At 76.0% G+C, this 26147-nt stretch carries 21 protein-coding genes and 1 pseudogene; 9 read left to right on the top strand and 13 right to left on the bottom strand.

Annotated elements, in window-relative coordinates; genetic code table 11:
• A partial coding sequence (locus ACWEO5_RS29325; RefSeq protein ID WP_452165217.1) for an EsaB/YukD family protein occupies positions 1-612 on the bottom strand: 612 nt, incomplete at its 3' end.
• Between the two features lie 124 nt (positions 613-736).
• Positions 737-1165 carry an ester cyclase gene (locus ACWEO5_RS29320; RefSeq protein ID WP_452165216.1) on the bottom strand — a complete coding sequence of 143 codons (429 nt, stop codon included), beginning with the start codon at positions 1163-1165 and terminating at the stop codon, positions 737-739.
• A gap of 202 nt (positions 1166-1367) precedes the next feature.
• Here ACWEO5_RS29320 and ACWEO5_RS29315 point away from each other — a divergent pair, with 202 nt between their 5' ends.
• The 3 genes from ACWEO5_RS29315 (at position 1368) to ACWEO5_RS29305 (ending at position 9242) form a co-directional block, all read left to right on the top strand.
• Positions 1368-2273, top strand: coding sequence for a LysR family transcriptional regulator (locus ACWEO5_RS29315; protein WP_452165215.1), 906 nt, complete (start codon positions 1368-1370; stop codon positions 2271-2273).
• Between the two features lie 153 nt (positions 2274-2426).
• On the top strand, positions 2427-6440 hold the full coding sequence (gene eccCa / locus ACWEO5_RS29310) for a type VII secretion protein EccCa (protein ID WP_452165218.1): 4014 nt from the start codon (positions 2427-2429) through the stop codon (positions 6438-6440).
• 84 nt (positions 6441-6524) lie between these two features.
• Positions 6525-9242, top strand: a complete 2718-nt coding sequence (locus ACWEO5_RS29305) for a hypothetical protein (RefSeq protein ID WP_452165214.1) — start codon at positions 6525-6527, stop codon at positions 9240-9242.
• Positions 9243-9513: 271 nt separating this feature from the next.
• On the opposite strand, the gene ACWEO5_RS29300 is transcribed toward ACWEO5_RS29305, so the two are convergent.
• A complete protein-coding gene (locus ACWEO5_RS29300) occupies positions 9514-9678 on the bottom strand; it encodes a hypothetical protein (protein WP_452165213.1) in 165 nt (54 codons plus the stop codon).
• Between the two features lie 278 nt (positions 9679-9956).
• Between ACWEO5_RS29300 and ACWEO5_RS29295 the strand changes: the two are divergent.
• Positions 9957-10691, top strand: a pseudogene (locus tag ACWEO5_RS29295) (AfsR/SARP family transcriptional regulator); the annotation flags it as partial.
• 124 nt (positions 10692-10815) lie between these two features.
• On the opposite strand, the gene ACWEO5_RS29290 reads toward ACWEO5_RS29295, so the two are convergent.
• The gene (locus ACWEO5_RS29290) at positions 10816-11232 is read right to left on the bottom strand and encodes a hypothetical protein (RefSeq protein ID WP_452165219.1); all 417 of its coding nucleotides are present in this window, start codon (positions 11230-11232) and stop codon (positions 10816-10818) included.
• 270 nt (positions 11233-11502) lie between these two features.
• On the opposite strand from ACWEO5_RS29290, the gene ACWEO5_RS29285 reads away from it, so the two are divergent.
• Complete coding sequence (locus ACWEO5_RS29285) at positions 11503-12156, top strand: ClpP family protease (protein WP_452165212.1); 654 nt, start codon at positions 11503-11505, stop codon at positions 12154-12156.
• Between the two features lies 1 nt (position 12157).
• Positions 12158-12763, top strand: a complete 606-nt coding sequence (locus ACWEO5_RS29280; RefSeq protein ID WP_344552098.1) for a ClpP family protease — start codon at positions 12158-12160, stop codon at positions 12761-12763.
• 31 nt (positions 12764-12794) lie between these two features.
• Here ACWEO5_RS29280 and ACWEO5_RS29275 read toward each other — a convergent pair whose 3' ends face one another.
• The 3 genes from ACWEO5_RS29275 to ACWEO5_RS29265 all read right to left on the bottom strand — a co-directional run bounded on the left by ACWEO5_RS29275 (position 12795) and on the right by ACWEO5_RS29265 (position 16646).
• Complete coding sequence (locus tag ACWEO5_RS29275; RefSeq protein ID WP_452165211.1) at positions 12795-13181, bottom strand: helix-turn-helix domain-containing protein; 387 nt, start codon at positions 13179-13181, stop codon at positions 12795-12797.
• 143 nt (positions 13182-13324) lie between these two features.
• Positions 13325-15847 (bottom strand): DUF7617 domain-containing protein, encoded by a 2523-nt coding sequence (locus ACWEO5_RS29270; protein ID WP_452165210.1) that lies wholly within the window; start codon positions 15845-15847, stop codon positions 13325-13327.
• A 262-nt stretch (positions 15848-16109) separates the two neighbouring features.
• Positions 16110-16646 carry a cupin domain-containing protein gene (locus ACWEO5_RS29265; protein ID WP_452165209.1) on the bottom strand — a complete coding sequence of 179 codons (537 nt, stop codon included), beginning with the start codon at positions 16644-16646 and terminating at the stop codon, positions 16110-16112.
• A gap of 154 nt (positions 16647-16800) precedes the next feature.
• On the opposite strand from ACWEO5_RS29265, the gene ACWEO5_RS29260 reads away from it, so the two are divergent.
• Both ACWEO5_RS29260 and ACWEO5_RS29255 read left to right on the top strand, forming a co-directional pair.
• Positions 16801-17238 (top strand): RrF2 family transcriptional regulator, encoded by a 438-nt coding sequence (locus tag ACWEO5_RS29260; protein ID WP_452165208.1) that lies wholly within the window; start codon positions 16801-16803, stop codon positions 17236-17238.
• Positions 17239-17627: 389 nt separating this feature from the next.
• Positions 17628-19214 (top strand): carbohydrate-binding protein, encoded by a 1587-nt coding sequence (locus ACWEO5_RS29255; RefSeq protein ID WP_452165207.1) that lies wholly within the window; start codon positions 17628-17630, stop codon positions 19212-19214.
• Between the two features lie 45 nt (positions 19215-19259).
• On the opposite strand, the gene ACWEO5_RS29250 is transcribed toward ACWEO5_RS29255, so the two are convergent.
• The 6 genes from ACWEO5_RS29250 to ACWEO5_RS29225 all read right to left on the bottom strand — a co-directional run bounded on the left by ACWEO5_RS29250 (position 19260) and on the right by ACWEO5_RS29225 (position 25289).
• Positions 19260-20474: an MFS transporter gene (locus tag ACWEO5_RS29250; protein ID WP_452165206.1), complete on the bottom strand. Its 1215-nt coding sequence runs from the start codon at positions 20472-20474 to the stop codon at positions 19260-19262.
• Positions 20461-21741, bottom strand: coding sequence for a hypothetical protein (locus ACWEO5_RS29245; RefSeq protein ID WP_452165205.1), 1281 nt, complete (start codon positions 21739-21741; stop codon positions 20461-20463). Before ACWEO5_RS29245 ends, ACWEO5_RS29250 begins: the two co-directional genes overlap by 14 nt.
• A 22-nt stretch (positions 21742-21763) precedes the next feature.
• Entirely contained in the window at positions 21764-22756 is a 993-nt protein-coding gene (locus tag ACWEO5_RS29240) for an FAD-dependent oxidoreductase (protein WP_452165204.1), read from the bottom strand.
• A 64-nt stretch (positions 22757-22820) separates the two neighbouring features.
• Entirely contained in the window at positions 22821-22991 is a 171-nt protein-coding gene (locus ACWEO5_RS29235) for a hypothetical protein (RefSeq protein WP_452165203.1), read from the bottom strand.
• Positions 22992-23540: 549 nt separating this feature from the next.
• Entirely contained in the window at positions 23541-24311 is a 771-nt protein-coding gene (locus tag ACWEO5_RS29230; RefSeq protein ID WP_452165202.1) for a polysaccharide deacetylase family protein, read from the bottom strand.
• 90 nt (positions 24312-24401) lie between these two features.
• Positions 24402-25289 (bottom strand): SDR family NAD(P)-dependent oxidoreductase, encoded by an 888-nt coding sequence (locus tag ACWEO5_RS29225; protein ID WP_452165201.1) that lies wholly within the window; start codon positions 25287-25289, stop codon positions 24402-24404.
• A gap of 68 nt (positions 25290-25357) precedes the next feature.
• On the opposite strand from ACWEO5_RS29225, the gene ACWEO5_RS29220 reads away from it, so the two are divergent.
• On the top strand, positions 25358-26020 hold the full coding sequence (locus ACWEO5_RS29220) for a TetR family transcriptional regulator (RefSeq protein WP_452165200.1): 663 nt from the start codon (positions 25358-25360) through the stop codon (positions 26018-26020).
• Positions 26021-26147 lie beyond the last annotated feature (127 nt).

Raw genomic sequence — 26147 nt, 5'->3', positions numbered from 1 at the left:
TTTTTTGTCAGTCGTGATCGTTCGGGATCCGGGGGGGGGGGGGGGCGGGGGGTGGGCGGCCGCGGCGCGGGGGTGCGCGGTGCCGATCGCGGGGTCGCCGACCTGCCGGGTGACGGCCCAGCCGCCGGACAGCAGCAGCAGGGCGGCGAGCACGGCGGCGGCGCAGCGCGGGGCGGCGGGGCCGGGGAGGGCGAGCAGCAGCAGTCCGCAGCCGAGGGCGGCGAGGGCGAGCGCGAGGGCGAGGTGGTGGGTGGCGGCGGGCCGCCAGGAGTCGCCGCGGGCGAGGGTGCCGGTGCGGACGCCGTCGACCAGGTCGTCGAAGTGCACTTCGGGCAGCGGGGCGAGGCCGGGTCGCAGGTGGAGTTCCTCGCCGTCGCGCAGGCCGAGGCCGTCGAGGGTGCGCTCCTCGTCGAGCGGTGGCCCGCCGACGCGTTGCAGCACCCAGCCGGAGTGGTCGCCGCCGGCCTCCTCGACGCCGGGCCCGGCCCAGCCGAGGACGGCGGGCAGCAGGTCGGCGAGGACGACGTCCCCGGGGAGGGCGAGTTCGAACGCGGCCTCGGGTGCCCGGAACCTCAGCCGGACCAGTCCGGTCGCCGCCGTGCCACCGCTCATCGCTGTCCGCTTCCCTCTCGCCGGGTCCGTTCTCCCGTCGGACTAGTACGGACGGCACCGGGCGGACGGTTCACCGGCCGCGGGCGCGGCGGGCCGAGCGGGCGCGGCGGGCCGAGCGGGGGCGTCAGCGGGTGAAGGTGAGGCCGAGCTGGGTGGCGAGGCCGAAGTAGTCCTCCAGGTGCCAGGTGGTGACGATCCGGCCGTCCACCAGCCGGTGGACGTCCGAGGCGCGGAACTCGACCGTGCGGCCGGTGCCGGGGACGCCCAGCAGTTCGCCGGTGTGGACGGCACGGGCGAGCGAGCGGACGGCGACCAGTTCGCCGTCGCCGGACACCACGACGCCCTCGATCGTGACGGCCAGGTCGGTGAAGACGCCGCGCAGGTGGGCGATGCCCGCCTTCCAGCCGTCGGGGCCGCCGCCGGTCCGCATGGCCGGGACGGCCTCCCAGTCGGGGGCCAGGGCCTCGTCCACCAGGTCGGTCTCCCCGGTGGCGAGCGCCTGGTAGAAGCGGCGGACGACGGTCTCGGCCTCGGCGGCGCGGTGTGCGGTCACGGGTGGTGCTCCTCGTTCGGCTGGTCCGGCCCGCGCTCCGATCGCGGCGGGCCGGTGCCCTCACGCTAGGAGCGGGCACCGGCCGCCGTCCAAGACCCGTTCCGCAGCACGTGATGCACGACGGGCATCACGGCGCCCGGGGACGGGTCCCGCGCGGAGGGCGGCCCGGGGCCGGGCCGGGCCGCCCCGGGCGCGGCCTAGCATGGGGGGCGTGTCCGAACTCGCGTCTCCCGGTCAGGACCTCGACCTGCGGCTGGTCCGGTACTTCACCGTCGTGGCCGCGCACCTGCACTACGGGCGCGCCGCCGCCGAACTGCACGTCGCCCAGCCGTCGTTGACCCGCCAGGTGCGCCGGCTGGAGGCCCAGGTCGGGGCCCGGCTGCTGGACCGCGACCGGCAGGGCACCCGGCTCACCGAGGCCGGGGCCGCCTTCCTGCCCCGGGCCAGGGCGCTGCTGCGCGCGGCGTCCCGGGCCAGCGGGGCGGCGCTGGCCGCCGCCCGGCCCGGCCGGATCGTGGTCGGCTACACCGCCGGGTTGATCGTCACCCCGGCCCTGCGCGAGCTGCGCCGCCGCCACCCGGAGGCCGAGGCGCGGGCCCTGTTCCTGGAGTGGGACGAGCCGCGCGGGGCCCTGCTCGACCACCGGGTCGACGCGGTGGTGACCCGGCTGCCGCTGCGCGCGGACGGCCTGCGGGTGGCCGTCCTGCACGAGGAGCCCCGGGTGCTCCTGGTGTCGGTGGACCACCGGTTGGCGGGCCGGGCGGCGGTGACGCTGGACGACATCGCCGACGAGCCCGTTCCGCGTTTCGCCGACGCCGAGTGGAGCGCCTACTGGCGGCTAGATCCGCGTCCCGGCGGCGTTCCCGCGCCCGACGGCCCGCTGGTCGAGAGCATCGAGGACAAGGTGGAGTGCGTCGCGGCCGGGCAGGCCGTCGCCATCGTCCCGGCCGCGCTGCACGCCGGGGGACTGCGCTCCGACCTGGCCGTCGTCCCGCTGCTGGGCGTCGAGCCGGGCCGGGTCGTGCTGGCCACCCGGGCCGGGGACCGCGGCCCCCTGGTCGCCGCCTTCCGGGCGGCGGCGCGGGGCTGCCTGCGCCCCGGGGGCTGACGGGCGGCACTCCGAGCGGAGGGCCCGGCTGAACCACCGGCCGTCCGCCGCCCGTACGCCTGGGTGGGCGGGGCCGGTTCCGTCCCCTGCTGGAGGAGGTTCCCGTTGAGCGTGGTGCTGGTCGACCGTCCGCCCCGGCGTCCCGGGCCCGCGATGCCGGACGGCGAGCTGCAGTTGCAGGAGCCGCCGGTGCTGCCGGAGCAGCAGAGCGGCATGGGCAACGTGGTGGCGATGGCGCCGATGGCGCTCAGCTCGCTCTCGATGGTGATGATCTTCCTGAACCCGCAGTCCGCGAACGGGCCGCTGACGTACGTGGCGATGGGCATGATGGGGCTGTCGGCGGTCGGCATGCTGGTCACCCAGCTGGTCCGGGGGGCGGGCGACCGCAAGCGGCAGTTGCGGGCGGAGCGCCGGGACTACCTGCGGTACCTGGCCCAGATGCGCCGTCAGGTCCGGCGGCACGTGGTGCGGCAGCGGGAGGCGCTGGCCTGGCGGCACCCGGCGCCGGGGGCACTGGGTTCGATGGTGCGCTCCTCGCGGCTGTGGGAGCGGCGGGCGGCCCACCCGGACTTCGGGGACGTGCGGATCGCGGTCGGCGCGCAGCGCCTCGCGGTGCGGCTGGCCCCGCTGTCCACCCAGCCGGTGGAGGACCTGGAGCCGCTGTGCGCGCACGCGCTGCGCCGGTTCATCCACGCGTACGGGTCGATCGCCGACCAGCCGATCGCGGTGCACGTGCGGGGCTACGCGCAGGTGCTGGTGCGTTCCGCGCCGGACGGTGAACAGGACTCCGCACCAAGGGAGTTGGTGCGGGCGATGCTGGCGCAGCTGGCGTTCTTCCACGCCCCGGACGAGTTGCGGATCGCCGCCGCGGTGGCGCCCGGCCTGCGCACCGAGTGGTCGTGGCTGAAGTGGCTGCCGCACGCCCTGCACCCGGTGGACACCGACGGGGCGGGCCCGGTGCGGCTGGTCGCGGACTCGCTGCCGGAGCTGGAGCAGCTGCTCGGCCCGGAGTTCACCGACCGTCCGCCGTACGAGCCGGACACCCAGCCGGGCCGCGACGAGCCGTTCACGGTGATCGTGCTGGACGGCGTGGCACTGCCCGCGGGCAGCCGGGCCGCGCTGACCGGGTACCGAAACGCGGTGCTGGTCGACCTGGCGGGGGCGCTGGAGTGGCAGCACGTCCCGCACCGGCTGCGGCTGCAACTGGCCGACGGGCGGATCGAGTTGGTGACGGCCGACCGCAACCGGCAGGACGAGCGCACCCAGCTGGGCCGCCCCGACGCGCTGTCCGGCCCGGCCGCCGTCCGGTTCGCCACCGCGCTGGCCCCGCACCGGCTGGGCGACTCGCTGGACGCCGCCGAGCCGCTCAGCACCGACTTCGACCTGACCGCGCTGCTGAACGTCAACGACCTGTACCGGCACGACGTGGCGGCCCGCTGGGCGGCCCGGCCGCCGGGCGGGCGGCTGCGGGTGCCGATCGGCGTCGGCGCCGACGGCACCCCGGTGGAGCTGGACCTGAAGGAGTCCGCCCAGGGCGGCATGGGCCCGCACGGCATGCTGATCGGCGCGACCGGCTCCGGCAAGTCCGAGCTGCTGCGGACCCTGGTGCTGGCGCTGGCGCTGACCCACTCGTCCGAGACGCTGAACTTCGTGCTGGTCGACTTCAAGGGCGGCGCGACCTTCCTCGGCCTGGACGACCTGCCGCACACCTCCGCGGTGATCACCAACCTGGCGGACGAGGCCGCCCTGGTGGACCGGATGCGCGACGCCCTGCACGGCGAGCTGAACCGCCGCCAGGAACTGCTGCGGGCGGCGGGCAACTACAGCTCGCTGCTGGACTACGAGGACGCCCGGGCCGCCGGCACCCCGCTGGACCCGCTGCCCACGCTGTTCGTCGTGGTCGACGAGTTCAGCGAACTGCTGTCCGCGCACCGGGACTTCATGGACCTGTTCATCATGATCGGCCGCCTCGGCCGCTCGCTGGGCGTGCACCTGCTGCTCGCCTCGCAGCGCCTGGACGAGGGCCGGATGCACGCCCTGGAGTCCCACCTGTCGTACCGGATCGGCCTGCGCACCTTCTCCGCGATGGAGAGCCGGGGCGTGCTCGGCGTCCCGGACGCCTACCAGCTGCCCTCGCAGCCCGGCAACGGCATCCTGCGCAGCGACACCACCACCCTGACCAGGTTCAAGGCCGCCTACGTCTCCGGCCCCTACCGCCGCCGGCGCGGCGCCGCCCGGCAGGCCGCGGCGGCCGGCCAGATCGTCCCGTACGGCACCGACCACGTCGCCCCGCGCCGGCCCGCCCCCGAGGCCGAACCGGCCGCCCCCGAGGCGTCCGACGAGCCGTCCACCACCCTGCTGGAGCTCGCCGCCGACCGGCTCCGGGACGCCGGTCCGCCCGCCCACCGGGTCTGGCTGCCCCCGCTGGAGACCCCGCCCACCCTGGACGAGCTGCTGCCGCCGCTGGCCCCGACCCCCGCGCACGGCCTGGCCCCCGACGGGCGCCCGGCCACCGGCACCCTCACCGTCCCGGTCGGCGTGGTGGACCGCCCCTTCCAGCAGCAGCGCGAACTGCTCACCGCCGACCTCGCCGCGGCGGGCGGCCACGTCGGCGTCGCGGGCGGCCCGCAGAGCGGCAAGAGCACCCTGCTGCGCACCCTGGTGGCCGGCCTGGCGCTCACCCACAGCCCGCGCGAGGTCCAGTTCTACTGCCTGGACTTCGGCGGCGGCACGCTCACCGGCCTGCGCGGCCTCCCGCACGTCGGCGGCGTCGCCGGACGCCACGAACCCGAACGCGTCCAGCGCACCGTCGCCGAGGTCACCGCCGTCATCGCCCACCGCGAACTGCTCTTCGCCCAGCGGGACCTCGACTCCGCCGCCGCCTTCCGGCGCCGCCGCGCCGCCGGGGACCCCGCGCTGGCCGAGGAGCGCCACGGCGACGTCTTCCTGGTCATCGACGGCTGGAACACCGTCCGCGAGGAGTTCACCGACCTGCTGCCCGCGCTCGCCCTGATCGCCGGCCGGGGCCTCAACTACGGCGTCCACCTGGTGATCGCGGCCGCCCGCTGGAACGACGTCCCCAGCGGCCTGCGCGACCAGCTCGGCACCCGCTTCGAGCTGCGCCTCGGCGACCCGATCGACTCCGCCGTCAACATGCGCGCCGCCCAGACCGTCCCGCGCGTCCCCGGCCGCGGCCTCACCGCCGACCGCCTGCACTTCCTCACCGCCCTCCCCCGGATCGACGGCCTCGGCGACGGCGACACCCTCACCGAGGGCGTCGCCGACCTGATCGACGCCGTCGACGAGCACTGGACCGGCCCCCGCGCCCCGCAGGTCCGGATGCTCCCGGCCCTCCTCGACGCCGCCGACCTCCCCGCCCCCGAGGGCCGGCTGCGCGTCCCGCTCGGCCTGGAGGGCAGCGCCATCGCCCCGCTCTGGCACGACTTCGAGGAGTCCCCGCACCTGCTCGTGGTCGGCGACAGCGAGAGCGGCAAGACCAACCTGCTGCGCCACCTGGTCACCGCGGTCACCACCGCCTACACCCCCGCCGAAGCCCGGATCATGCTCGTCGACTTCCGCCGCGGCCTCTACGAGAGCGTCCCCGAGCCCTACCGCCTCGGCTACGCCGTCGCCCTCGACGTCCTCAAGCAGGTCGTCACCGGCGCCTCCCGCGCGATGACCGCCCGCCTCCCCGGCGAGGAGATCACCCCCGCCCGGCTGCGCCTGCGCGACTGGTGGACCGGGCCCGAACTCTTCGTCCTGGTCGACGACTACGACCTCGTCCCGACCCAGCCCGGCGCCCAGCACCCCTTCGCGCCGCTCCTCGACCACCTCGCCCAGGGCGCCGAACTCGGCCTGCACCTGATCGTCGCCCGCTCCGCCAACGGCATCGGCCGCGCCTACAACGACCCCCTGCTGCGCCGCCTCCAGGACGTCAACACCCCCGTCACCCTGCTCTCCTGCCCGCCCGGCGAGGGCGTCCTCTTCGGCAGCACCAAGCCCCGCCAGCTCCCTCCCGGCCGCGCCCTGCACATCACCCGCCGCCGCACCGTCCAGCTCCAGACCCCGTACCTGCCCGAACCCGAACCCGAACCCGAGCCGGAGCCCGAGCCCGAGCCGGACGGGGTGCTCGGCCGAGCGGGTGGGCGTCCACGTCCGCCGGGCTGACCCCGGGCACCCGGCGGGGACGCCCGCCCGGAACCGCGCGGGCCCGTTGAACCGGGCGGCCCGGCCCGACCGTATATCCCGACGATGAGCCTCTCCCGTTTCGGCCGGACCGCCCGCGCCCCCGAACCCGCTCCCCTTCCGGTCCCCGCCCCCGCCCGCGCGCCCTCCGGACTGCGGGCGGTGGGGCCGCACTTCGTGATCGCCCCGAACCGGGCCGGGGACGACGAACTGGCCGCGGCGGTGGGGACGTTGCGGGAACTGCCGGGGAGCCTGATCGTCGTCGCGGCCGCCCCCGACTCGGCGGCGGTGCTGCGCGACCGGATGGCCGACCTGGGAGTGCTGGCCCGCTCGCGCGGGGCGTCGACCCTGGTGCTCGCCGCCTCCGGACTGGCCGCCCTGGCCCCGAACGGGCGCCGCCCGGCGGAGGTGGTCGCGGACCGGGCGGAGGTGCCGGTGATCGCCCCGGACGGGGTGGTGGAGATCTCCCCGGACGGCGAGTTGGACGTCGTCGCACCGGAGGGCTCCCCGGCGCCGGCCTCCTGGTGGTACTGCGCCCCCGGGGCCGCCCCGCGCCGGGCCCGCCGGGCCCGGCGGGAGACCGTCCTCGCCCCGGCCGCCGAACTCGCCCCGGCTCCCCGGCCCCCCGTCGCGCCCCGACCACCCGCCCGGCCGCCCGCCGCGGTGGAGGTGCGCCGACTGCCCGCCGGGTACTGGCTGACCCACACCGCCGCCCCGCCCGCCGCCCCGCTGCCCGGACTGGCCCTGACCGCCGCCCCACCGGGAACCACCGTCGTCCTGGTCGGCACCCCCGCCTGCCCGGTCCTGCTGCCGGAGGACTTCGCCGAGGCCGTGGCCGCCCTGCCGCTGGACGGCACCCGGCCGCTGGTCAGCGCACCGTGGGCCGCGCCGGACGAACTCGCCGCCCTGGCCGGGACGCTCGCCGCCCGCCTGGCCCGCCCGGTGCACGCCGCGATCGGCCTGCCGGTGCTCGGGCCGGACGGACCGACCTCCCGGGTCCTGGACGGGCAGGGGCGGGCCCGCTGGGAGCCCTACCTGCTGCGCCTGGCGGCCGCCCCCGGCCAACCGACCGCCCCCTGGGCGTGGCGCAAGGGCCCCGCCGACTGGCGCACCGACGGACCGGCCGTCTTCGAGGCGTTCCCGTACTGGGCGCTGGAGGCCGTCCCGGCCGGGCTGTGGCTGCGCCCGGAGCCGCCGCACGTCCTCACGCCGCGCTTCCGCCGCCCCGAGGCGGCCCGACCGCTGCTGATCGTCGGGGAACGGGACCGCCCGGTGGCCGCCGACGTCTTCGAGGAACTCGGCAACCTGCTGGAACGGCTGCCCACCGCGGGCACCGAGGGCTTCGGCCTGCTCGTCCACGGCCTGCTCGACCCGTCCACCGTCCCGGTCGCCCGCTTCGTCGCCCGCCTGCACGACCTGGACTGGCTCGGCCCCGAACACCCCGCCACCGCCCCGCCCGCCCCCGCGCCCGTCTCGTACGGCACCAGCGCCGCCGTCGCCGAACCCGTGGCGCCCACCGAGCCCGTGGCGCCCACCGAGCCCGATGAGCCCGAGGCGGCCGCCGTAGCCGCCCGGCCCGCACCACCCGCACCGCTGCCGCCACCGGTCCGGACGGTCACCAGCAGCGCCCCCGCACTCGCCCTCCCGCCGCACGAAGCACCGCCCGCACCCGCACTCGCACCCGCGCCCGCGCCCGCGCGGGCGGCCACCGCCGGTACCGCCGAGCCCGCCCTCCCGGAGCAGGAGACGCCGCCCCCGCCGCCCCCGCCCGTCCGGACGGCCACCAGCGGCGGACCACCCGAGGCCGCTGACGAGCCGTCACCACCTGTCCCCGACCCCGACCCCGGCCCCGACCCCGGCGCCGCACCGGACCCCGCACCCGCACCCGCACCCGCACCGGACGCCGACGCCGACGCCGGACCCGGGAGCCCTCCTCCCCCCGCCGACACCCCGCGCTACCGCCGCTTCCGTCCGGAGGACCACCCCCGTACCGCGACCGGCGCCAGCAGCGGGGCGGACCGCGAGGCCGTCCGGGCGCTGCTCGGTGAGCACTACCACCGGTGCGCGGGCCGGGTGGAGCAGGTGTCCACCCGGCTGCCGGGGCTGCGGTCGAGCCCGAAGGACGACATCAAGCCCGATCTGGCCGCCGTGCTGCTGCACCACGGCGATGCCGGAGTGCCGGTGGGGCGGGGGGAGTTGGTCGCGGCGGCCCGTTCCGGCGACCCGGGGCTGGGGCCGTTCCTGCGCTGCCTGGGGTCGGGGCTGCGGCGGCTGCCGAGTCATCACGGCGCGGTGCTGCTCGGGGCGCCGCCGGGGACGGACCCGGTGGCGCTGCTCGCCGAGTACCGGGTCGGCCGGGAGCTGGTCGAACCGGCCCCGGTCACCGGACTGTCCGCGACCCTGGCCGAACTCCCTCACGCACCCGTCGAGTTCGTGATCTGGTCGGCCACCGGCCGGCGCACCGCGGCCTTCGCCGGCAGCGGGCCGGAGGAACCGCAGGTGACCTTCGCCCCGGGCACGTCCTTCACCGTGCTGGACGTCCTGCCCGCCGAGGCGCCCGAGGACGGGGACGCCGGGCGGCCCGCCCGGGTCCTGCTGCGGGAGGCCGCGGACGCCGGGGCCGCCGACCCGGCCGCGCGCGACCGCGCCGCGCTCACCCGGCTCCGGTCCTGGCTCGACCGCCGGGCCCGGATCGCCCCGGCCGACCGCCGGACGGCCGACCGCCCCGAGCGCTTCCACCTCACCCCGGGAGTCGCCGTGCTGGCCGAACCGACCGACACCTGACGGGAGTCGGGCGGCCGGTCCCCGGTCGGCGGCGGCCCCGGACAGCACCCGGCGACCGCCCCGGCCGGGCCCGCCGACCGGCCGGTCCGTCCCGGGCCGCCGACCGTCGGCCGTCGGACGCCGGACGCCTGGACCAGCGTGACCGTGACGGTGACCCCGTTGGCCGTGGCCTGCGCGGTGGGTCGGGCGGGGCGGTCCGTTCCGCAGCCGCCGAGCAGGAGGGCCGAGGCCGTGGCGGCCCCCAGCACGGCCCGGGGCCGGAGCCGGAGCCTCACCGGTCGCCGGCGGGCGCCCAGCGGGTCAGGAAGCTGCCGACCTGACCGGCGTCCATGCTGCTGGCGTTGGCGAAGGCGCCGTCGTCGGTCGCGGTCCGCAGGTCGCCGTCCGGCGGCGTCCGACGCCGTCCGGCGGCGTCCGACGGCGTCCGGGTGTGCACCGTGGGGACGGGCGGGGGCCTCGTGACCCGGCTCGGACGGCGAACTTCTGACGTCAGGTCAGCGAACGCGGGCCGACCGCTGCTTGAACGCCGGGCCACCAGGTTCCCGGCCGGGTGGCCGACGGGCGGGGCGGGCGGGTCCGGGCGCGCCACAAACGATCGGAAAACCGTACAAAACTGCGATCCGTCGGCTCGGAAAACGGACAGCCGCATGTGGCAGACTGCCGCCCGAATCGGGACGGAACGCTTCGCCAACCCGCATCCACCTGGGGGGATCCGTGTTCATTCGACTGCTGGGACCGGTCGAGCTGTCGACCGCCGACGGTCGCTCGGTGGCGCCCGGCGGGCCCAAGCGGTCGGGTGTGCTGGCGCTGCTGGCGCTCGAACTGGGGCGGGTCGTCCCGGTGGCCCGGCTGTTCGAACTGCTCTGGGGCGACGCGGCCCCCGCCCAGGCCCGGGCCGCGCTCCAGGGGCACGTCGCGGCCCTGCGCAAGCTGCTCGCGGGCACCCCGTTCACCCTGCAGACCCGGGCGCCGGGCTACCGGCTGGACGGACCGGCCGACCTGGTCGACGCGCTGCGCTTCGAGCGGCTCGCCGCCTGCGCCGCCGAGCTCACCGGCCCGGACGGGGACCCCGGGCCGGAGGGGGACGCCGCCGCGGTCGCGCTGCTGCGCGAGGCCCTGGGGCTGTGGCGCGGGACCTCCGCGCTGGCCGACCTGCCGGAGACGGAGCTGCGGCGCGTCCTCGCCGCCGGCCTGGACCGGCAGGGCATGCGGGCCCTGGAGTGCTGGGCGGAGCGCCTGCTGCGGCTGGGCCGCGGCCCGGAGGCGGTCTCCGCGCTCGACCGGGCGGGCGCCGAGGACCCGCTGTACGAGCCGGTCGCCGCCCTGCTGGTCCGCTGCCTGCACCGCTCGGGCCGCCTGGCGGACGCCCTCGCCGCCTACCACCGCACCCGTCGGCGGCTGGCCGAGGGGCTGGGGGTCCGCCCGGGCCGCGTCCTGCAGTCGGCGGTCGACGAGATCCTGTCCGCACCACCGGAACCGTCCCCCGCGCCGACGCCGACGCCCGCGCCCGCGAACCCGTCCGTGCCCGCGAACCCGTCCGCGCCCGCGCCCGTGCCCGTGGGCCAGACCGCCGTCAGCGGGCCGGGAATTCGGCGATCAGCTCCTGCACCCCGTCCTCGCCGAAGCGGCGCATCAGCAGCGCGACCCAGTGCGCCACCTCGTTCCGCTCCGCCCGCGTCCAGCGCCACGCCGACGGGTGCTCGTCGACCACCAGCCCCCGGGCGATCCGGTGCAGCGCGTCCGACACCTCCGGCGGCCCGTCCGGCCCCCCGTACCCGTCCGGTCGGGCCGCCGACCGCTCCTCCGCCAGGCCGCGCAGTGCCAGCCGGCGGGCCGCCGCCGCCACCTCCCGGGCGCCGGAGTCCCGCACCGGGAGGGCGCCGCCGTCCGCTCCGGGCCCGGGCGCCCCTTCCCGCGGCGGTGGGGCCGCGGCGTCCTCGGCCGCCAGCCACGAGCCGATCAGCGCCCGGATCTCCTGTTCCCCGTCCATGCGCTCCAGGATGCCAGCCCCGGCACCGCCCACCACCGCCACCACCGTCACCGCCCTCCCCCGCCGTCACCGTCCCGTGGACCTGAACGGCTGCCGCCCCGCGTCGCGTTCACCGTTCCGGCCGCGGAACCGTCCGCGCGGGGGTGAGCGGCCCGCCGTCCGCCGGCCCTCTGCCCGCAGCGAATCTGCGGCGGGCAGAGAAGCCTTCGCCCGGGGCCGCCGGTCGCCGACAGTGGAGTCACCGACCCTCCGTCAGCACCGGGAGACCTGATGACCCCACTGTCCAGTACCTTCCCCCACCGGCTTCGCCCGCGGGCGGAGGACGGTGACACCCCGCCCAGCCCGTTCGACGACCACCTGGCGGCGCTGCTGCTGGCCCGCCGGATCGTGCTGCTCGGCACCCAGGTCGACGACGTGTCGGCGAACCGGGTGTGCGCGCAGCTGCTGCTGCTCTCGGCGGAGGACCCGCGCACCGACATCAGCCTGTACATCAACAGCCCGGGCGGCTCGGTCACGGCGGGGCTGGCGATCTACGACACCATGCGGCTGATCCCGAACGACGTGTCGACCCTGGCGATGGGGTTCGCCGCCAGCATGGGGCAGTTCCTGCTGACGGTGGGCGCGGCGGGCAAGCGTTTCGCGCTGCCGAACGCGCGGATCATGATGCACCAGCCGTCGGCGGGCATCGGCGGCACCGCGTCGGACATCGAGATCCAGGCGGAGAACCTGGAGTACACCAAGCTGGCCATCGAGCGGATCACCGCCGAGCACACCGGGCAGAGCCGGGAGACCATCGCCCGGGACGGCGACCGGGACCGCTGGTTCACGGCCGAGCAGGCCCGCGAGTACGGGATGGTGGACCGGGTGCTGGAGTCGCTGGCCGAAGTCGGCGCGACCGCGTCCCGTCGACGGGCGGGGCTGTGACATGGCCTCCTACCCGATTCCCTACGTGATCGAGCGGACCGCGCAGGGCGAGCGCTCGTACGACGTGTTCAGCCGGCTGCTGAACGAGCGGATCGTCTTCCTCGGCACCGAGATCGACGACGGCGTCGCCAACGTGGTGATCGCCCAGCTGCTGCACCTGGAGTCCGCGAGCCCGGACGAGGAGATCGCGGTGTACCTCAACTCGCCGGGCGGGTCGTTCACCTCGCTGATGGCGATCTACGACGCGATGACCTTCGTGCGCTGCCCGATCGCCACCTACTGCGTCGGGCAGGCCGCCTCCACCGCCGCCGTGCTGCTGGCGGGCGGCGACCCGGGGCGGCGTTCGGTGCTGCGGCACTCCCGGGTGCTGCTCGGCCAGCCCGCCAGCGGCGGGCGGCGCGGGACGGTCTCCGACCTGAGCCTGGCCGCCAAGGAGGTGCTGCGGATCCGTGCGCAGGTGGAGGAGGTGCTGTCCCGGCACACCGGCCACCCGGTGGCGACCCTGCGCGCCGACATGGACCGGGAGAAGGTGTTCAGCGCCGAGGAGGCGGTGGCGTACGGCCTCGCCGACCGGGTGCTGAACAGCCGTCTCCCCGCCGCGGGTTGAGCGCAGGGCCGGTACGGGGACGGGCTGCCGCTCAGGCCGCCAGGCAGAGCCCGCCGTACCGGCCCGCGGACGCCGCCCGGCCGTGCGGGGCGGTCGCGGTGTGCAGCGCGACGAGTTCCCGCTGCACCAGCGAGAGCACGTCGCCCAGGCCCAGGCCGAGCGCCCGGGCGGCGGCCGCGAGCACCTCGGAGGAGGCTTCCTTGCGGCCGCGCTCCAGCTCCGACAGGTACGGCACCGAGATCCGGGCGGCCTCCGCGACGTCCTTCAGCGTCCGCCGCTGGGCGAGCCGTTCGCGCCGCAGCACGTCGCCCACCACGTCGCGCAGCAGGGGTTCCCTGGGCGCCGGGGCCGCCGGCACCTCGGGCCGGGGGCGCAGCGGGAGGACACGGGCCGGGGCGGGTGAGGCGTGGGTGCTCATCCTCCCAGCCTAGGCACCGGGCGGCGGAAGGAAAGTCCGCGCCGCTCTGCTTTCAGCAGAACGGCGCGGCGGGCGACCGGCCGCCGGGGCGGAAGTGCCCCGGCGGCCGGTCAACTTATCTGTGCGGTAAGGGGGTTGGGTTCCTACTCCGGCACCGCCAGGATGCACAGCAGCGAGCAGGCGACCGCCGAGGAGGCCGCGGTGGTGGTCGGGGCGGTGCCCGCGGGCGAGTTGGCGGCGACGAAACTGGCGGAGGCGGTGTTCTTCACCGGCAGCGCCAGCAGCAGCGAGTCGCAGTAGACCTGGCGGCTGGCCCCGGCGGCCAGGGCGAACGTCCCGGCGGCGGTCCGGCAGGCGGGCGTGGACGGGTCGTTGACGGTGACCGCGGCGGCGTCGACCGGGCCCGCGTTGCTGACGGTGATCCGCCAGTGGGCGGTGCCCAGCAGGCCGAGCAGGCCGACGGGGCTGTTCTTGGCCCAGGGGCCCGGTCCGCCGGGGGCGCAGTCGTGCGGGTTGAGGGAGCCGCAGATCTCCTTCTGGACGCTGACCTTGGGCTGGCAGCCGGCGCCGGGCGCGACCGGGGCGGTGACGGTGTTGGAGGTGAACGTGCCGGTGGCGTCGGTGCCGGTGGCGGTGTTGCTGACGGTGGTGGTGGCGCAGTCGGCGGCCACGGTGGTGCGGAAGCAGATCTGCGGGGCGTCGCCCTTGTACTCGACGACCAGCATCGGGTGGTTGTTCGCGGTGAAGTCACCGGTGCTGGTGAGGACGAGTTGCGCGGTGACGGTGAGCGCGGGGTGGGCGGCGGGGTCGACGCCGCTGAGGTCGACGGTGCCGTCGGCGGCGAGGCCCGGGGTGGCGACGGGGGTGCCGTCGGGGTCGGTGACCAGGACCCGGGAGGCGCCGAGGTCGACGTGCGTGAGGTCGAGGCCGGTCAGCCGGGCCCGGGTGTAGGACTGGACGTGGCCGGTGCTGCCGTCGCAGTAGAAGTCGGTGGGCTTGAGGGTGACGGTGGCGCCGCTGTGCTGGCAGGGGCTGGCGGCGGTGGCCGGGTCCATCGAGAACAGCACGCCGGCGTCGCCGAGGCCGATCAGGCAGCGGGTGGTGCTGTCGTAGCTGTAGCCGTAGTCGCGGGTGGTGCCGCCGTTGGCGGTGGGGTGGGTGGCGGGCAGCGGGAAGCCGGCGCAGGGGGCGGCGGTCCGCCAGTCGTAGCAGAGGGTGACGCCGCTGCCGCCGCTGCCGCCCCAGGCCGGGAAGTAGCTGCGGGTGGTGGTGTCGGTGCTGACGGTCTCCGGGTCGAAGGTGAGGGTAGCGCCGTTGAGGGTGGCGAGGATGCCGGGTGCGGTCAGCGGCGAGCCGTCGACGGCGTAGCAGGTGGTGAGGACGTTGGCGCCGCCGACGGTGCTGGTGCAGACGCCGTTGGGGTGGCCGGCGGTGTCGTAGGCGGTGAAGGCGTCGTAGGTGTAGTAGGCGGAGCTGGGTCCGGCGGTGTGCGGGGTGCTCCAGCCGGCGCAGGTGGTGTTGGTGCTGGTGTCGAAGCAGCCGACGGCGGGCGCTCCGGGGGCGGTGGAGCCGCTGCCCTGCGGGGCGGAGGAGGTGAACACCTTGTCGCCGACGGCGGTCAGGCCGCCCTGGTAGAGGGCGCCGGGGTTGCCGGGCAGGTCGTGGTTGGCGGCGACGATCGGGGCGTAGGGCTGTCCGGCGCAGGGGGTGCGGCCGGGCAGGGTCATGCACAGCACCTGGCCGGTGTTGGCGACGGCGTACAGGTTGTCGCCGACCTTCGCCAGGCCGGTGAGGTTGTTGGCGCTGCTGGGGGAGGTGCCGTTGGCGGCGAGCGCGGTGTAGCCGCAGTTGGCGTGGGCGGCCAGGTCGAGGCAGCCGATGCCGACGCCGGTGGCGGTGTTGGCGGGGTAGTAGAGCAGGTTGGACTGCTGGGGGTCGATCACGTACTTGGTGGTCAGCGGGCTGCCGAGGTCGCCGGTGTTGCCGGTGCCGAGGGGTCCGGCGGTGGTGTTCAGCGGGCGCGGCCAGGGGCCGCCGGTACAGGGCTGGCCGGTGGTGAGGCTGCTGCACACCGCCTTGGCGGCGGCGGGCGAGGCGTGGTGGTAGATGCTCCAGGCCTGCACCTCGCCGGTGGGGGTGCGGTACAGCACGGGGGTGTAGCCGTCGCCGCCGGTGGCCTGCGCGGTGGGCTGGACGGGGGCGAGCAGCAGCGGGGAGATCTCGGTGCCGCCGGAGCGGGCGACCGGGTTCTCGGCCCGGACGGCGACGGTGGCCGCGCCGGTGTCGGTGGGTCCGAAGGTGCTGCCGTCGGTCGACCAGGACGGGGTCCAGCCGGGCGGCACCTTCAGCGAGCCGGGCACGTAGCCGCCGGCGCCGCCGATCGGGTCGGTGACCTGGGCCGGGGCGGGGGTGTCGTCGGCGGCGTTGTTCTGGTACTTCACCGTCCAGTCGAGGGTGTCGCCGTGCTGGGCGGTGGCGGCACCGGGGTGGGTGGCGTTGCGCACGCTCTTGACCAGCGTGGAGCCGGAGCCGGCGTCGGTGCTGGTGGCGGTGGTGGCGGCCTGGCCGCTGGCGGGGGCGGTGCCGCCGAGGCCGAGCAGCAGCAGGGCGGTGGCGAGCGACGCGGCCAGGGTGGCGCGGCGGGGGTGGGAGCGACGGATCGGCAAGGGCGGACGCGGGCTTCTCAGCACTGTTTCTCCACCTCGGGATCGACAGCTGACCTGACGGGTCGTCAGGCCACGCCGCGGACCAAGGTAAGGTGGCGGCCGGTTCGCCCCGGACCAAACTTTTCCTATTGGTCACATCATGACCGAATATGACCAATCATCGGGTCCGTGACCGCCCCGGAAAACGAACACCGGGCCGCCGGTCGCCCTGCCGTTCGCACCCCGCCGGGGCCGGCGCCTCCCGGCCCCGGCCCCGGTCCGCTCAGGATTCGGTGTGCAGGCTCGGCAGGTTGACCACGATCGCCTCCTGGGTGCTGCGGGCGATCACCACCACGGCCTCGTGCGCGGGATCGGGGTTCTCCTCGCGGTGCGGGACGTAGGGCGGCACGAAGACGTAGTCGCCCGGCCCGGTGCGCAGCCGGACCTCGACCGGCTCGCCGGAGGAGTGGTCCAGGAAGACGAACTCGGGGTGGCCGCTGACCACGTGGATCGCGGTCTCCGACTCGCCGTGGTGGTGGTCGGAGGAGGCGGTGGCGGGGGCGACGCGGGTCTCGCCCATCCAGAGCTTCTCCGAGCCGACGGTGCGTCCGCTGATCGCCGCGAACCTGCGCATCCCGCCGCTCTGCGCGGTGTCGCCGTCGAGTTCCCCGGCCCGGACGTGGTGCAGGCGGGCCCGGAGCGGGACGGCGGCGTCCGGGTCGGCGTCCGGCGCGGTCAGGTGCGGGTGGAAGCCCTCCCCCGCGCAGGTCCGCAGGCTCCCGTCGGTCGCCGGAGCGGGCTGGTGCGGGTCGGTGGACACGGGGTCTCCCGGGGTGCTGGACGACGGTGGGACGCACGGAACGCTAAGCGCGGCCCGAAAAGGATGTCAAGAGGTGTCCTTTCGGTCCGGAGCCCCAAACCGGCTGCCCGGCAAGGGACTTGATGATCCCCCGACCCGGTGGATACTTCGGACCATGCATATTTCCGCGAAGGCGGACTACGCCGCCCGCGCGCTGGTCGAGCTGGCCTGCGACCCGGGGCGTCCGCTCACCTGCGAGGCCATCGCCTCCTCCCAGGAGATCCCGTTCCGGTTCCTGAAGTCCGTCGTCGGCGACCTGCGCCGGGCCGGGCTGGTCCGCAGCCGGCGCGGCTGCGAGGGCGGCTACCGGCTGGGCCGCCCGGCCGCGGAGATCACGCTGCTCGACGTGGTGCGCGCCGTGGACGGCGAACTGATCACGCTGCGCGGCGAACCGCTGGCCGCGCTCGCCTACCCCGGCCCGGCCGACGCGCTGCCCGACGTCTGGCGCGAGGTCGAGGAGCGGGCCGGCGCCCTGCTGGCCGCCACCACCGTGGCCGCCCTGGTGCACCGCTCCCGGCGCCCGGCGCCCCGTCCGGCCGCGGAGCCGGCGTGACCGGCCGCGACGCCGCCCCGGCCTGACCCGATACCGCGCCGGCCGGACCCGACGCCGAGCAGGACGGCCCCGCCGCGGGCGCGCCCGGCCGCCCGGTCGCCGAACCCGCGCCGGAGGTGGTCGAGTTCACCGACCCGTTCCGCCCCTGGGCCCGGGGCTCGGAGCCGGTGCCGCGGGCGCCGCCCGTCCGTGAAAGTTCCGCGGCCGGGCGCCGGAAAGTTTTCGGGCCCGCCCGGGCCCCCACCTGCCGGAAACCCTGCTGTTCACATCCTTGAACTACGGTCACGTACAAGTTCATTGACGCGTCCAGGGCGGGCTCCTACTGTCCGTGGAGCGGCGCCGCACCCGCTCCACGTTCACATCCGTGACCCACCCCTGGAGACGAACGCATGCGCAAGAGAGCAGCCCTCGCGTCCGCGGCCCTGCTGGCCGGCACCGTGGCCGTGCTGTCCACCGGCCCGGCCAACGCCGCGGCCACCCGGTACGAGGCCGAGTCCTCCCCCGCGGTCTGCACCGGCACCACCGACTCCGACTGGACCGGCTTCTCCGGCTCCGGCTTCTGCAACGGCACCAACGCCACCGGCGCGTACGCCCAGTTCACGGTGAACGCCACCGCCGCGGGCACCGCGACGCTGGCGTTCCGGTTCGCCAACGGCACCACCACCGCCCGGCCCGCCGACCTGGCCGTCAACGGCACCGGCACCGGCACGCTCTCCTTCGAGGGCACCGGCAGCTGGACCGGCTGGACCACCAAGTCCGTGACCGTGCCGGTCCGTTCGGGCAGCAACACGATCCGGCTCACCCCCACCACCGCCGCCGGACTGCCCAACCTGGACTACCTGGACGCCGAGGTCACCACCTCCACCAGCAGCACGCCCCCGCCCACCGCGAACGCCCTCTACGTCGCCCCGAACGGCACCGACGGCGCCGCGGGCACCCAGTCCGCCCCCACCACGCTCACCTCCGCGATCGCCCGGATCACCCCCGGTGGCACCATCTACCTGCGCGGCGGCACCTACGCGTACGGCAAGACCGTCACCGTCCCGGCGGGCAGCAACGGCACCGCCGCCGCCCGCACCACGCTGTCCGCCTACCCGGGCGAGACCCCGGTGCTGGACTTCTCCGCGATGACCGAGGACCCGGCCAACCGCGGACTGGTCCTCAACGCCGACTACTGGCACGTGTACGGGCTCACCGTGCAGCGCGCCGGCGACAACGGCATCTACGTCGGCGGCAGCCACAACGTCGTCGAACGGACCGTCACCCGGTACAACCGCGACTCCGGCCTGCAGCTCGGCCGGATCTCCTCCAGCACCCCCGCCGCCCAGTGGCCCTCGGACAACCTGGTCCTCAGCGCCGAGTCGCACGACAACGCCGACTCCGACGGCGAGGACGCGGACGGCTTCGCCGCCAAGCTCACCGTCGGCCCCGGCAACGTCTTCCGCTACGCCGTCTCGCACAACAACATCGACGACGGCTGGGACCTCTACACCAAGACCGACACCGGCCCGATCGGCCCCGTCACCGTCGAGGACTCGCTCTCCTACGGCAACGGGACGCTCTCCGACGGCACCGTCAACGCCAACGGCGACCGCAACGGCTACAAGCTCGGCGGCGACGACATCGCGGTCAACCACACCGTCCGCCGCAGCATCGCCTACCACAACGGCCACCACGGCTTCACCTGGAACAGCAACCCGGGCACGATGGCCGTCACCGGCAACCTGAGCATCGACAACGCCGAACGCAACTACTCCTGGGACGGCGGCAGTTCGGTGTTCCGCAACAACACCTCCTGCCGGTTCGCGGTCAGCGGCTCCAACGACAAGACCATCGGCGACGCCGACTCCACCAACCAGTTCTGGACCGGCACCAACGGCTCCCGCTGCGCCCCCTACAGCGGCGCCCTGGCCTGGTCCTTCGCCGCCGACGGGCACCTGGCCGTCACCCTCGGCGGCCGAGCGGTGAACCTGTGACCCACGGTCTCCCCGGCCTCCCGGGAGGCCGGGGAGACCGCCGGCTCACCCCTGGGTGAGCATCACCAGCAGCGCGGCGGCGGCGAGCAGGCTGCCGACCAGCGGCACCGCCCGGACGCCGGCGGTGGCCACCAGGCCCGCACCCAGCAGCGACCCGGCGGCGATGCCGAGGTTGAACACCGCGCTCATCGCGGCCGAGGCCATGTCGGTGCTGCCGGGCGCCACCTGCAGGGCCCGGTGCTGGATGGCGGCGGCGAGCGCGTTGAAGGACAGGCCGAGCAGCGCGAGCATCCCCAGCGCCGCCGGCCGGGTGCCGCCGAGCGCGAACAGGCCCAGCATGGCGGCCGTGAGCAGGCCCAGCGGCGCGATCAGGGCCGGCCGGGGGTAGCGGTCCAGGTAGCGGCCGAGCAGCAGGGTGCCGAGCACGCCGAAGACGCCGGAGACCGACAGCAGCGGGCCGAGCGAGCCGTTGCCGAAGCCGCTGAAGTCCAGCAGCAGCGAGGTGAGGTAGGTGAAGGTGCCCATCGCACCGGTGACGGCCAGGCCGGTGGTGACCAGCAGGACGGTCATCCGGCGGCGGTCGGGCGCGGTGCCGCGGGCGGCCGTGCCCTCCCCGGGGGCGGTGCCGGGCAGCAGCAGGGCGACGGCGGCGCAGGTGGCGACGCTCAGGCCGCTCATCACGGCGAAGGTGACCCGCCAGTGGGTCTGCTGGGCCAGCCAGGTGCCGACCGGCACGCCGAGCACGGGGGCGAGGCCGTTGCCGATGGACAGCCGGGTCACCATCCGGCCGCGCACCTCGGGCGGGAACAGGCCGGTCGCGGTGGAGGCCACCACCGCCCAGAACATCGCCTGGGTGAGGCCGGTCAGCAGCCGGGACGCCAGCAGGACCCAGAAGTCCTGGGCGAGCGCGGTGACCAGGGTGGCCAGCGCCAGCAGCCCGAGCGTCCCGCTGAGCAGCAGCCGGCGCGGGACCTCGCGGGTGGCGCGGGCCAGCGGCAGCGAGGCCAGCAGGACGACCAGGGCGTAGCCGGTGACCAGCAGGCCGACCTGGGACCGGGAGCGGCCCAGGTCGGCGGAGATGATGGTGAGCAGGCCGGTCGGCAGCACCTCGGTGGTGACGAAGCAGAAGGCCGCGAAGGAGAGCGCGAGCAGCGCGGCGACCGCCCGCCGGCGGGAGACCACCGGGCCGGCGGCGGCATCGGCGGTGGTGGTGGCCGGGAGGACGGTGCCGGGGTCGCTGCCGCTGTCAGTGGTCGCCATCGCCCGCTCCTCCCGGTCCGGCGGTGGACGGGTCCGACTCCCGGGCCGGGCTCGGTCCCGGCTTCCGGGCCGGGCGTGGGCCCGCGTCGGGCTCGGTGACGGGGGCCGGGGCGGCGACGGAGGCCAGGGCGGTGACGGAGGCCAGGGCGGTGACGGAGGCCGGAGCGGCGACGGGGACGGTGACCCGGCGGTTGGGCGCGGTCTCCCGGCACAGCAGGTGGTGCAGCAGGCGTTCGCGTTCGAGTACCGCCCGGGCCCGCTCCAGCCAGCTGTCGGCGTCCGGCCGCGCCGCCTCCTCCACGGTCGTCCAGGAGCTCAACTCCGCCGTCCGGTCCCGCAGTTCGGCGGCGCGTCGGAGCGCGTCGGCCGAGGGCGCGAAGGCGGCGGCCCGCCCGGTACCGGTGGCGGCCCGGGCGGCCAGCAGTTCCAGGGCGGCGACCAGGCGCCGCCGGTGTTCCAGCAGGACCCGGAACGGCCTTGCGTCGAGCGGCAGTTCACCGCGCAGCATCCGGACGGCCCGCGCGTACAGGGTGCGCGAGGCAGCCGGTCCGACGGTGATCCGGGAGGCCCTTCCCTCCCGGGGCCCGCCGAACTCGCCGACCCGGCCCACGAGTCGGCCGTCGAGCGCACGGGTGAGCGCGAGGTGCAGGGCGGCCGGGGTGAAGCGGTGCGCGCCGTCGTCCGGCCGGGCGCGCAGCAGCAGGACGGGGCGCGGCCGCCCGGTCCCCTCGCCGGCCTCGCCGGCCTCGCCGACCTCGACGCAGGCGAGCGCGGCCTCGGCGGGCGTGGTCTCGGCGCGCGCGTAGTGGCCCGCGGCGTCCGTGCTGTGCGCCCGCAGCGTGCCGGGGGCGGGCCCGCGGACGTACATCACCTGCCCGACCGCGCGGGCCCGGCCGTACTCGTCGGTGCCGGGCACGTGGGACTTCTCGGCGTGCACCAGCACCGCGTGGCCCGCGCCGGTGGCCCCGGCCAGGAGGGCGGCCGCCCGGGGCAGGGTGGCGACGGCCTCCCGCGGGTGCTCCTCCAGCTCCAGCGGTCCGGCGCCCCGGCCGTCGCCGGTGTCGAAGTCGAGGTCGAAGCCGAACGGGAGGGCGGGGTCCTCGTGCGCGTACAGGCAGAGGAAGCCGCCGGCCAGCCAGTCCTCGAAGGCGGGGTGGGGGCGCAGCAGTTCGCACCGGAAGGCGTGGTGCGGGTGGGAGTAGACCTCCGGCTGCCACGGCGGGGCGGTGGCCGCCGGGCGGGCGGCGGTCAGGAGTGGTGGAGCCACGGGCGCTGTCGCCTCGCTTCCGCTAGTGGGGCTTGTCGAGGAGGTCGGCCGCGTCGGCGGCGCACCCCCAGGAGAGGGTGTAACCGGCGGCGCCGTGCCCGTAGTTGTGGACCAGGCCGGGAATGTACGGGTCCCGTTCGACCCGGACCGTACCCCGGGTGGGCCGGAAACCCACCCGGACTTCCAGCACCCGGGCGCCCGCGGCGGCGGGCACCAGCCGGGCGCAGCGCTCCAGCACGTCGGCGACCGTCTCCTCGGGGACGGTGGTGGCCACCAGGCCGGGGTCGGCGGTGCCGCCGAGCACCGCGTCGTGCTCGCGCTCGATCACGTACGTGGGGCGCCTGGGGTCGCTGCCGTCGATCCAACAGCCTTGCAGTCCTTCGGGTTTGGCGCAGCGCAGCAGTACCCCGCGGACCAGTGACAGGCTGCGGTCGCCGGCCAGCGCGGCGCTGCCGTAGCCGGTGCAGTTGACCACCGCGCCGGTGCGGCCGGCCTCCGCGGCCAGGTCGGTGACCAGCCGGTGCTCGATCCGGCCGCCGCGGGCGGCGAAGCGCTCGGCCAGGTGGGCGAGGTAGCGGTCGGCGTCGACGGCCGGGACGGGGAGCGTCCAGGCGGCGGCGTACCCGGGCGGGCAGGGGGCCGGACGGGCGAGGTTGTCCCCGCTCATTTCCCTCACCCACCACGGTACTTCGCTGGAGGTCGCGGAGAACTCGGTGAGCGTGCGGATCCGTACGCCGCTCTCCGCGGGCCGCCGGGACAGTGCGGTGAGCCGGTGCAGGGCGGTGGTGGCGCGCCGCAGGTAGACCGGGTCGGGGCGGCGGAGCAGCGGGTGCCAGATCGCGGCGGCCAGCACCGAGGTGGTGTGGTGCGGCGGTTCGGGGGTGACCAGGGTGACCGGGCGGCCGCGCTCCTGGAGTTCCAGGGCGGTGGTGAGCCCGCTGACGCCGCCGCCGACCACCGTGGCGGGCCCGCCCGCCGCACCGCCTTCCCGGCGCCCGCCCACCGCGCCGCTCACCGCGCCGCCTTCCCGGACCGCGCCGTCCCGGCGTCCGCCGGGCCGCCACCGGGCGGGCGGGGGCTCATGCGCCGGCCTGCCGGGCGACCGGGAGGGCGCCGGGGCGGGCGGACCCGGCGGTGCGGTCACGCCCGGGGGCGAGCCGGCCGACGGTCTCGGCCTCGCCCCCATCGCCGTACTGGAGGCCCACCGGCAGGTGGGAGTGGCCGCACGAGCGGCCGCGGTCGGGAGTCATCCCGGTCAGCACCTTTCGTCGTTCACCGTGCACCGCGCACGGTGCAATTCGTCCGCGCATTCCACCGGGACCGGAGTGCGGTCCGGGGCTTTTCCCGTCCGCCCGCGCGAACCCGCCCGAACGAACCCGGCCGCGCCAATCGGTCCGCACGAATCGACCCGCACGAATCGGTCCGCACGAATCGACCCGCGATTCCGGCACGGAAAACCCGGGCGCCCGTACCGCCCGCCTTTCGCCCGGCAATGTCCGGGTGCCCCCGGCACGGTGCTCCCGAGGTACTCCCGAGCTGCTCCAGGCGCGATCCCACCACGCCCGCACGGGAGTTCGCGCTATCCCGCCGCTCCGGCCCGAGCCGGTCGCGGCACCCCGGAAATCCGCGGAACGGGTCCGGTTCCTGGCGCCGACACGCCGTTTCCCTCCCGCGGCCGTCCGTTTCGGAAGATCGAGTGGGAGCGCTCCCACACCAATCCGCCGGACAGCATGTCAGCGCCGGGGGTTCCTGTCAAAGGTCCGGTCAAGAACCCGGTCACCCCCGGCGCCGATTTCCGCTCACTTGTAGATGACGCCGGGCTCCGCGGTCCCGGGGGCGAGCAACTCCCCCACCGTGACGAAGGTGTAGCCCTGTCCGGCCAGCGACTCCAGGACGGCGGGCAGGGCGGGCACCGTGCCCGCGTGCAGCGGGTGCAGCAGGACGATCCCGTCCCGCGCGGCCCCGTCCAGGACCCGCTGCGCGATCAGCCCGCTGTCGTCGGTCGCGTAGTCCTTCGCGGTCACCGTCCACAGCACCTGGGCCATGCCGAGCTCGCGCGAGATCCGCGAGACCCGGTCGTCGGTCCGCCCCTCCGGCGGCCGCATCAGGGTGGGCCGCCGCCCGGTGACCTCCTCGATCGCGTCCGCCGTCCGGTCGAGCTCCTCCCGCACCCGGTCGTCCCCGATCTCGGTCAGCCGGGGGTGGTTCCAGGTGTGGTCGCCGATCTCGTGCCCCTCCCGCGCGATCCGCCGCACCACCTCGGCGTTCGCCGCCACGTCCCGCCCCTCCAGGAAGAACGTCCCCACCGCCCGGTACTGCGCCAGCAGGTCCATCACCGCCCCCGTCCGCTCGCCCGGGACGCCGTCGAAGGTCAACGCGATGCACTTCACCCGCGCGCAGTCCACCCGCCCCGGCGCCGCGTCCGCCGCCGCCCGCTTCCGCGCCTCCGCCGGCCCGACCGTCACCATCGCGAAGCTCCGCACGACCAGCACCGTGACCAGCCCCGCGACCGCCAGCACCGCCGCACCCAGCGCCAGGTAGAACCGCGGTCCCCGTTTCACCCTTTTCATTCCCCGAACCCTATATTTGCCCTTACCTCCCGCTTCACCCCGCACCCCACCCCCTCCCCGACCGGCACCGCCCCGCCCCGGCCCGGCCCCTCAGGACGCCCGGGCCGGCAGCTCGACGGGGTAGGGCTCGGCGAAGTCGGCCGAGCGGCTCACCCGCTCCCAGGCCCCGGCCTCCTCCAACTGCCGGCGGGAGTAGTCGAGCGCCATCCCCACCGCGTTGGCCCCGAGCAGCAGGTGCCCCGGCGCGTCGCCGCGGCGCACGGCGCGCACGATGATCTCCGCGGCCCGCGCCGGATCCCCGGCCGCGCCGGAAACCCCTTGGCGGACCCGGCGGTTCATCGCGCCGACGGTCTGCTCGTACGCCTCGGGCACAGGGTGGACGGTCATCGAGTCGCCCGCCCAGTCGGTGGCGAAGCCGCTCGGCTCGACGACCGTGAACCGGATGCCGAACGGCGCGGTCTCCGCCGCCAGCGACCGGGTGAAGCCGTCGACGGCGAACTTGGCCGCCTGGTAGGAGGCGATGCCCGGCGAGCCGCCGACCCGGCCGCCGATCGAGGAGAACTGGACGACGGTGCCCGCCCCCTGGCGGCGCAGCGCGGGCAGCGCGGCCTTGGTGACGTGGTAGACGCCCCAGAAGTTGGTCTCGAACTGGGCGCGGAAATCCCGGTCGTCGGCGCTCTCCACCGGCGCCACGTTGGCGTACCCGGCGTTGTTCACCAGCACGTCGATGCGTCCGAAGCGGGCGAGCGCGGCGTCGACGGCCGCGCGCGCCTGGTCGGGGCTGGTGACGTCCAGGGGCAGGACGAGCACCCGGTCGCCGTGCGGCGCGAGTTCGGCGCGGAGGGCTTCGGGGCGGCGGGCGGTGGCGACCACCAGGTCGCCCGCGTCGAGGGCGGCGGTGACCAGGGCGCGGCCGATGCCGCGGGACGAACCGGTGACGAACCAGACCTGTCGGGTGTTGCGTGCGTCTTCGCTCATGCACTTAGTACAACACTGTTCTCTTAATAACGCAACGTCGTTCTCTTACCTCTTCCTATGATGGGTCCATGAGCCAGCCAGCCTTCCGACGGGCCCGCAGCACCGAGGCCAAGCAGGTCCGCGAGACCGCGATCCTGGACGCGGCCCGGGCCCTCGGCCGGGACCGCGGCATCCGCGACGTCTCCCTGACCGACATCGCCGCCGAGGTCGGCATGCACAAGTCCGCGCTGCTGCGCTACTTCGAGACCAGGGAGCAGATCTTCCTCGAACTCACCGCCGAGGGCTGGCGGGAGTGGTCCGCGGCCCTGCGCGCCGACCTGACGGCCCGGAGCTCCGCCACCCCCGCCGAGGTCGCCGGGGCCTTCGCCGCGACGCTGTCCGCCCGCCCGGCGTTCTGCGACCTGCTCGCCCAGGCCCCGCTCAACCTGGAACGGAACGTCTCACTGGAGGCGGTGCGCGCCTTCAAGCTCCTCACCCTGCACGAAGTCACGCAGATCGGAAGGGAGTTGACCCGCCTGCTCGGCCTGGACGAGGCCCAGGTGCTCGACACCCTGGCCACCGCCACCGGCATGGCCGGCGCCCTGTGGCAGATCGCCAGCCCCGGCCCCCGCGTGCGCGAGCTCTACACCTCCGACCCCCGCCTGGCCCACGCCGTCGTCGAGGTCGAACCCCGCCTGCACCGCGTCCTCACCGCCTTCCTGCTGGGCACGACCACCGCCGCCCCCGCCTGACGGCACCCCCGGCGGAAGCGCTCCCCGCCAGGGCCGCGCGGGCACCCGCCCGGCCCGGCCCGGCCGCGGTCCGCGCGCTCCGCTTCCGGCCGGAACCGCGCCGGGGGGGGCGGGCCCCCCCCCCCCC

This window comes from Kitasatospora sp. NPDC004272, assembly GCF_053603035.1.
This window is presented reverse-complemented; position numbering and strand designations above follow the sequence as displayed.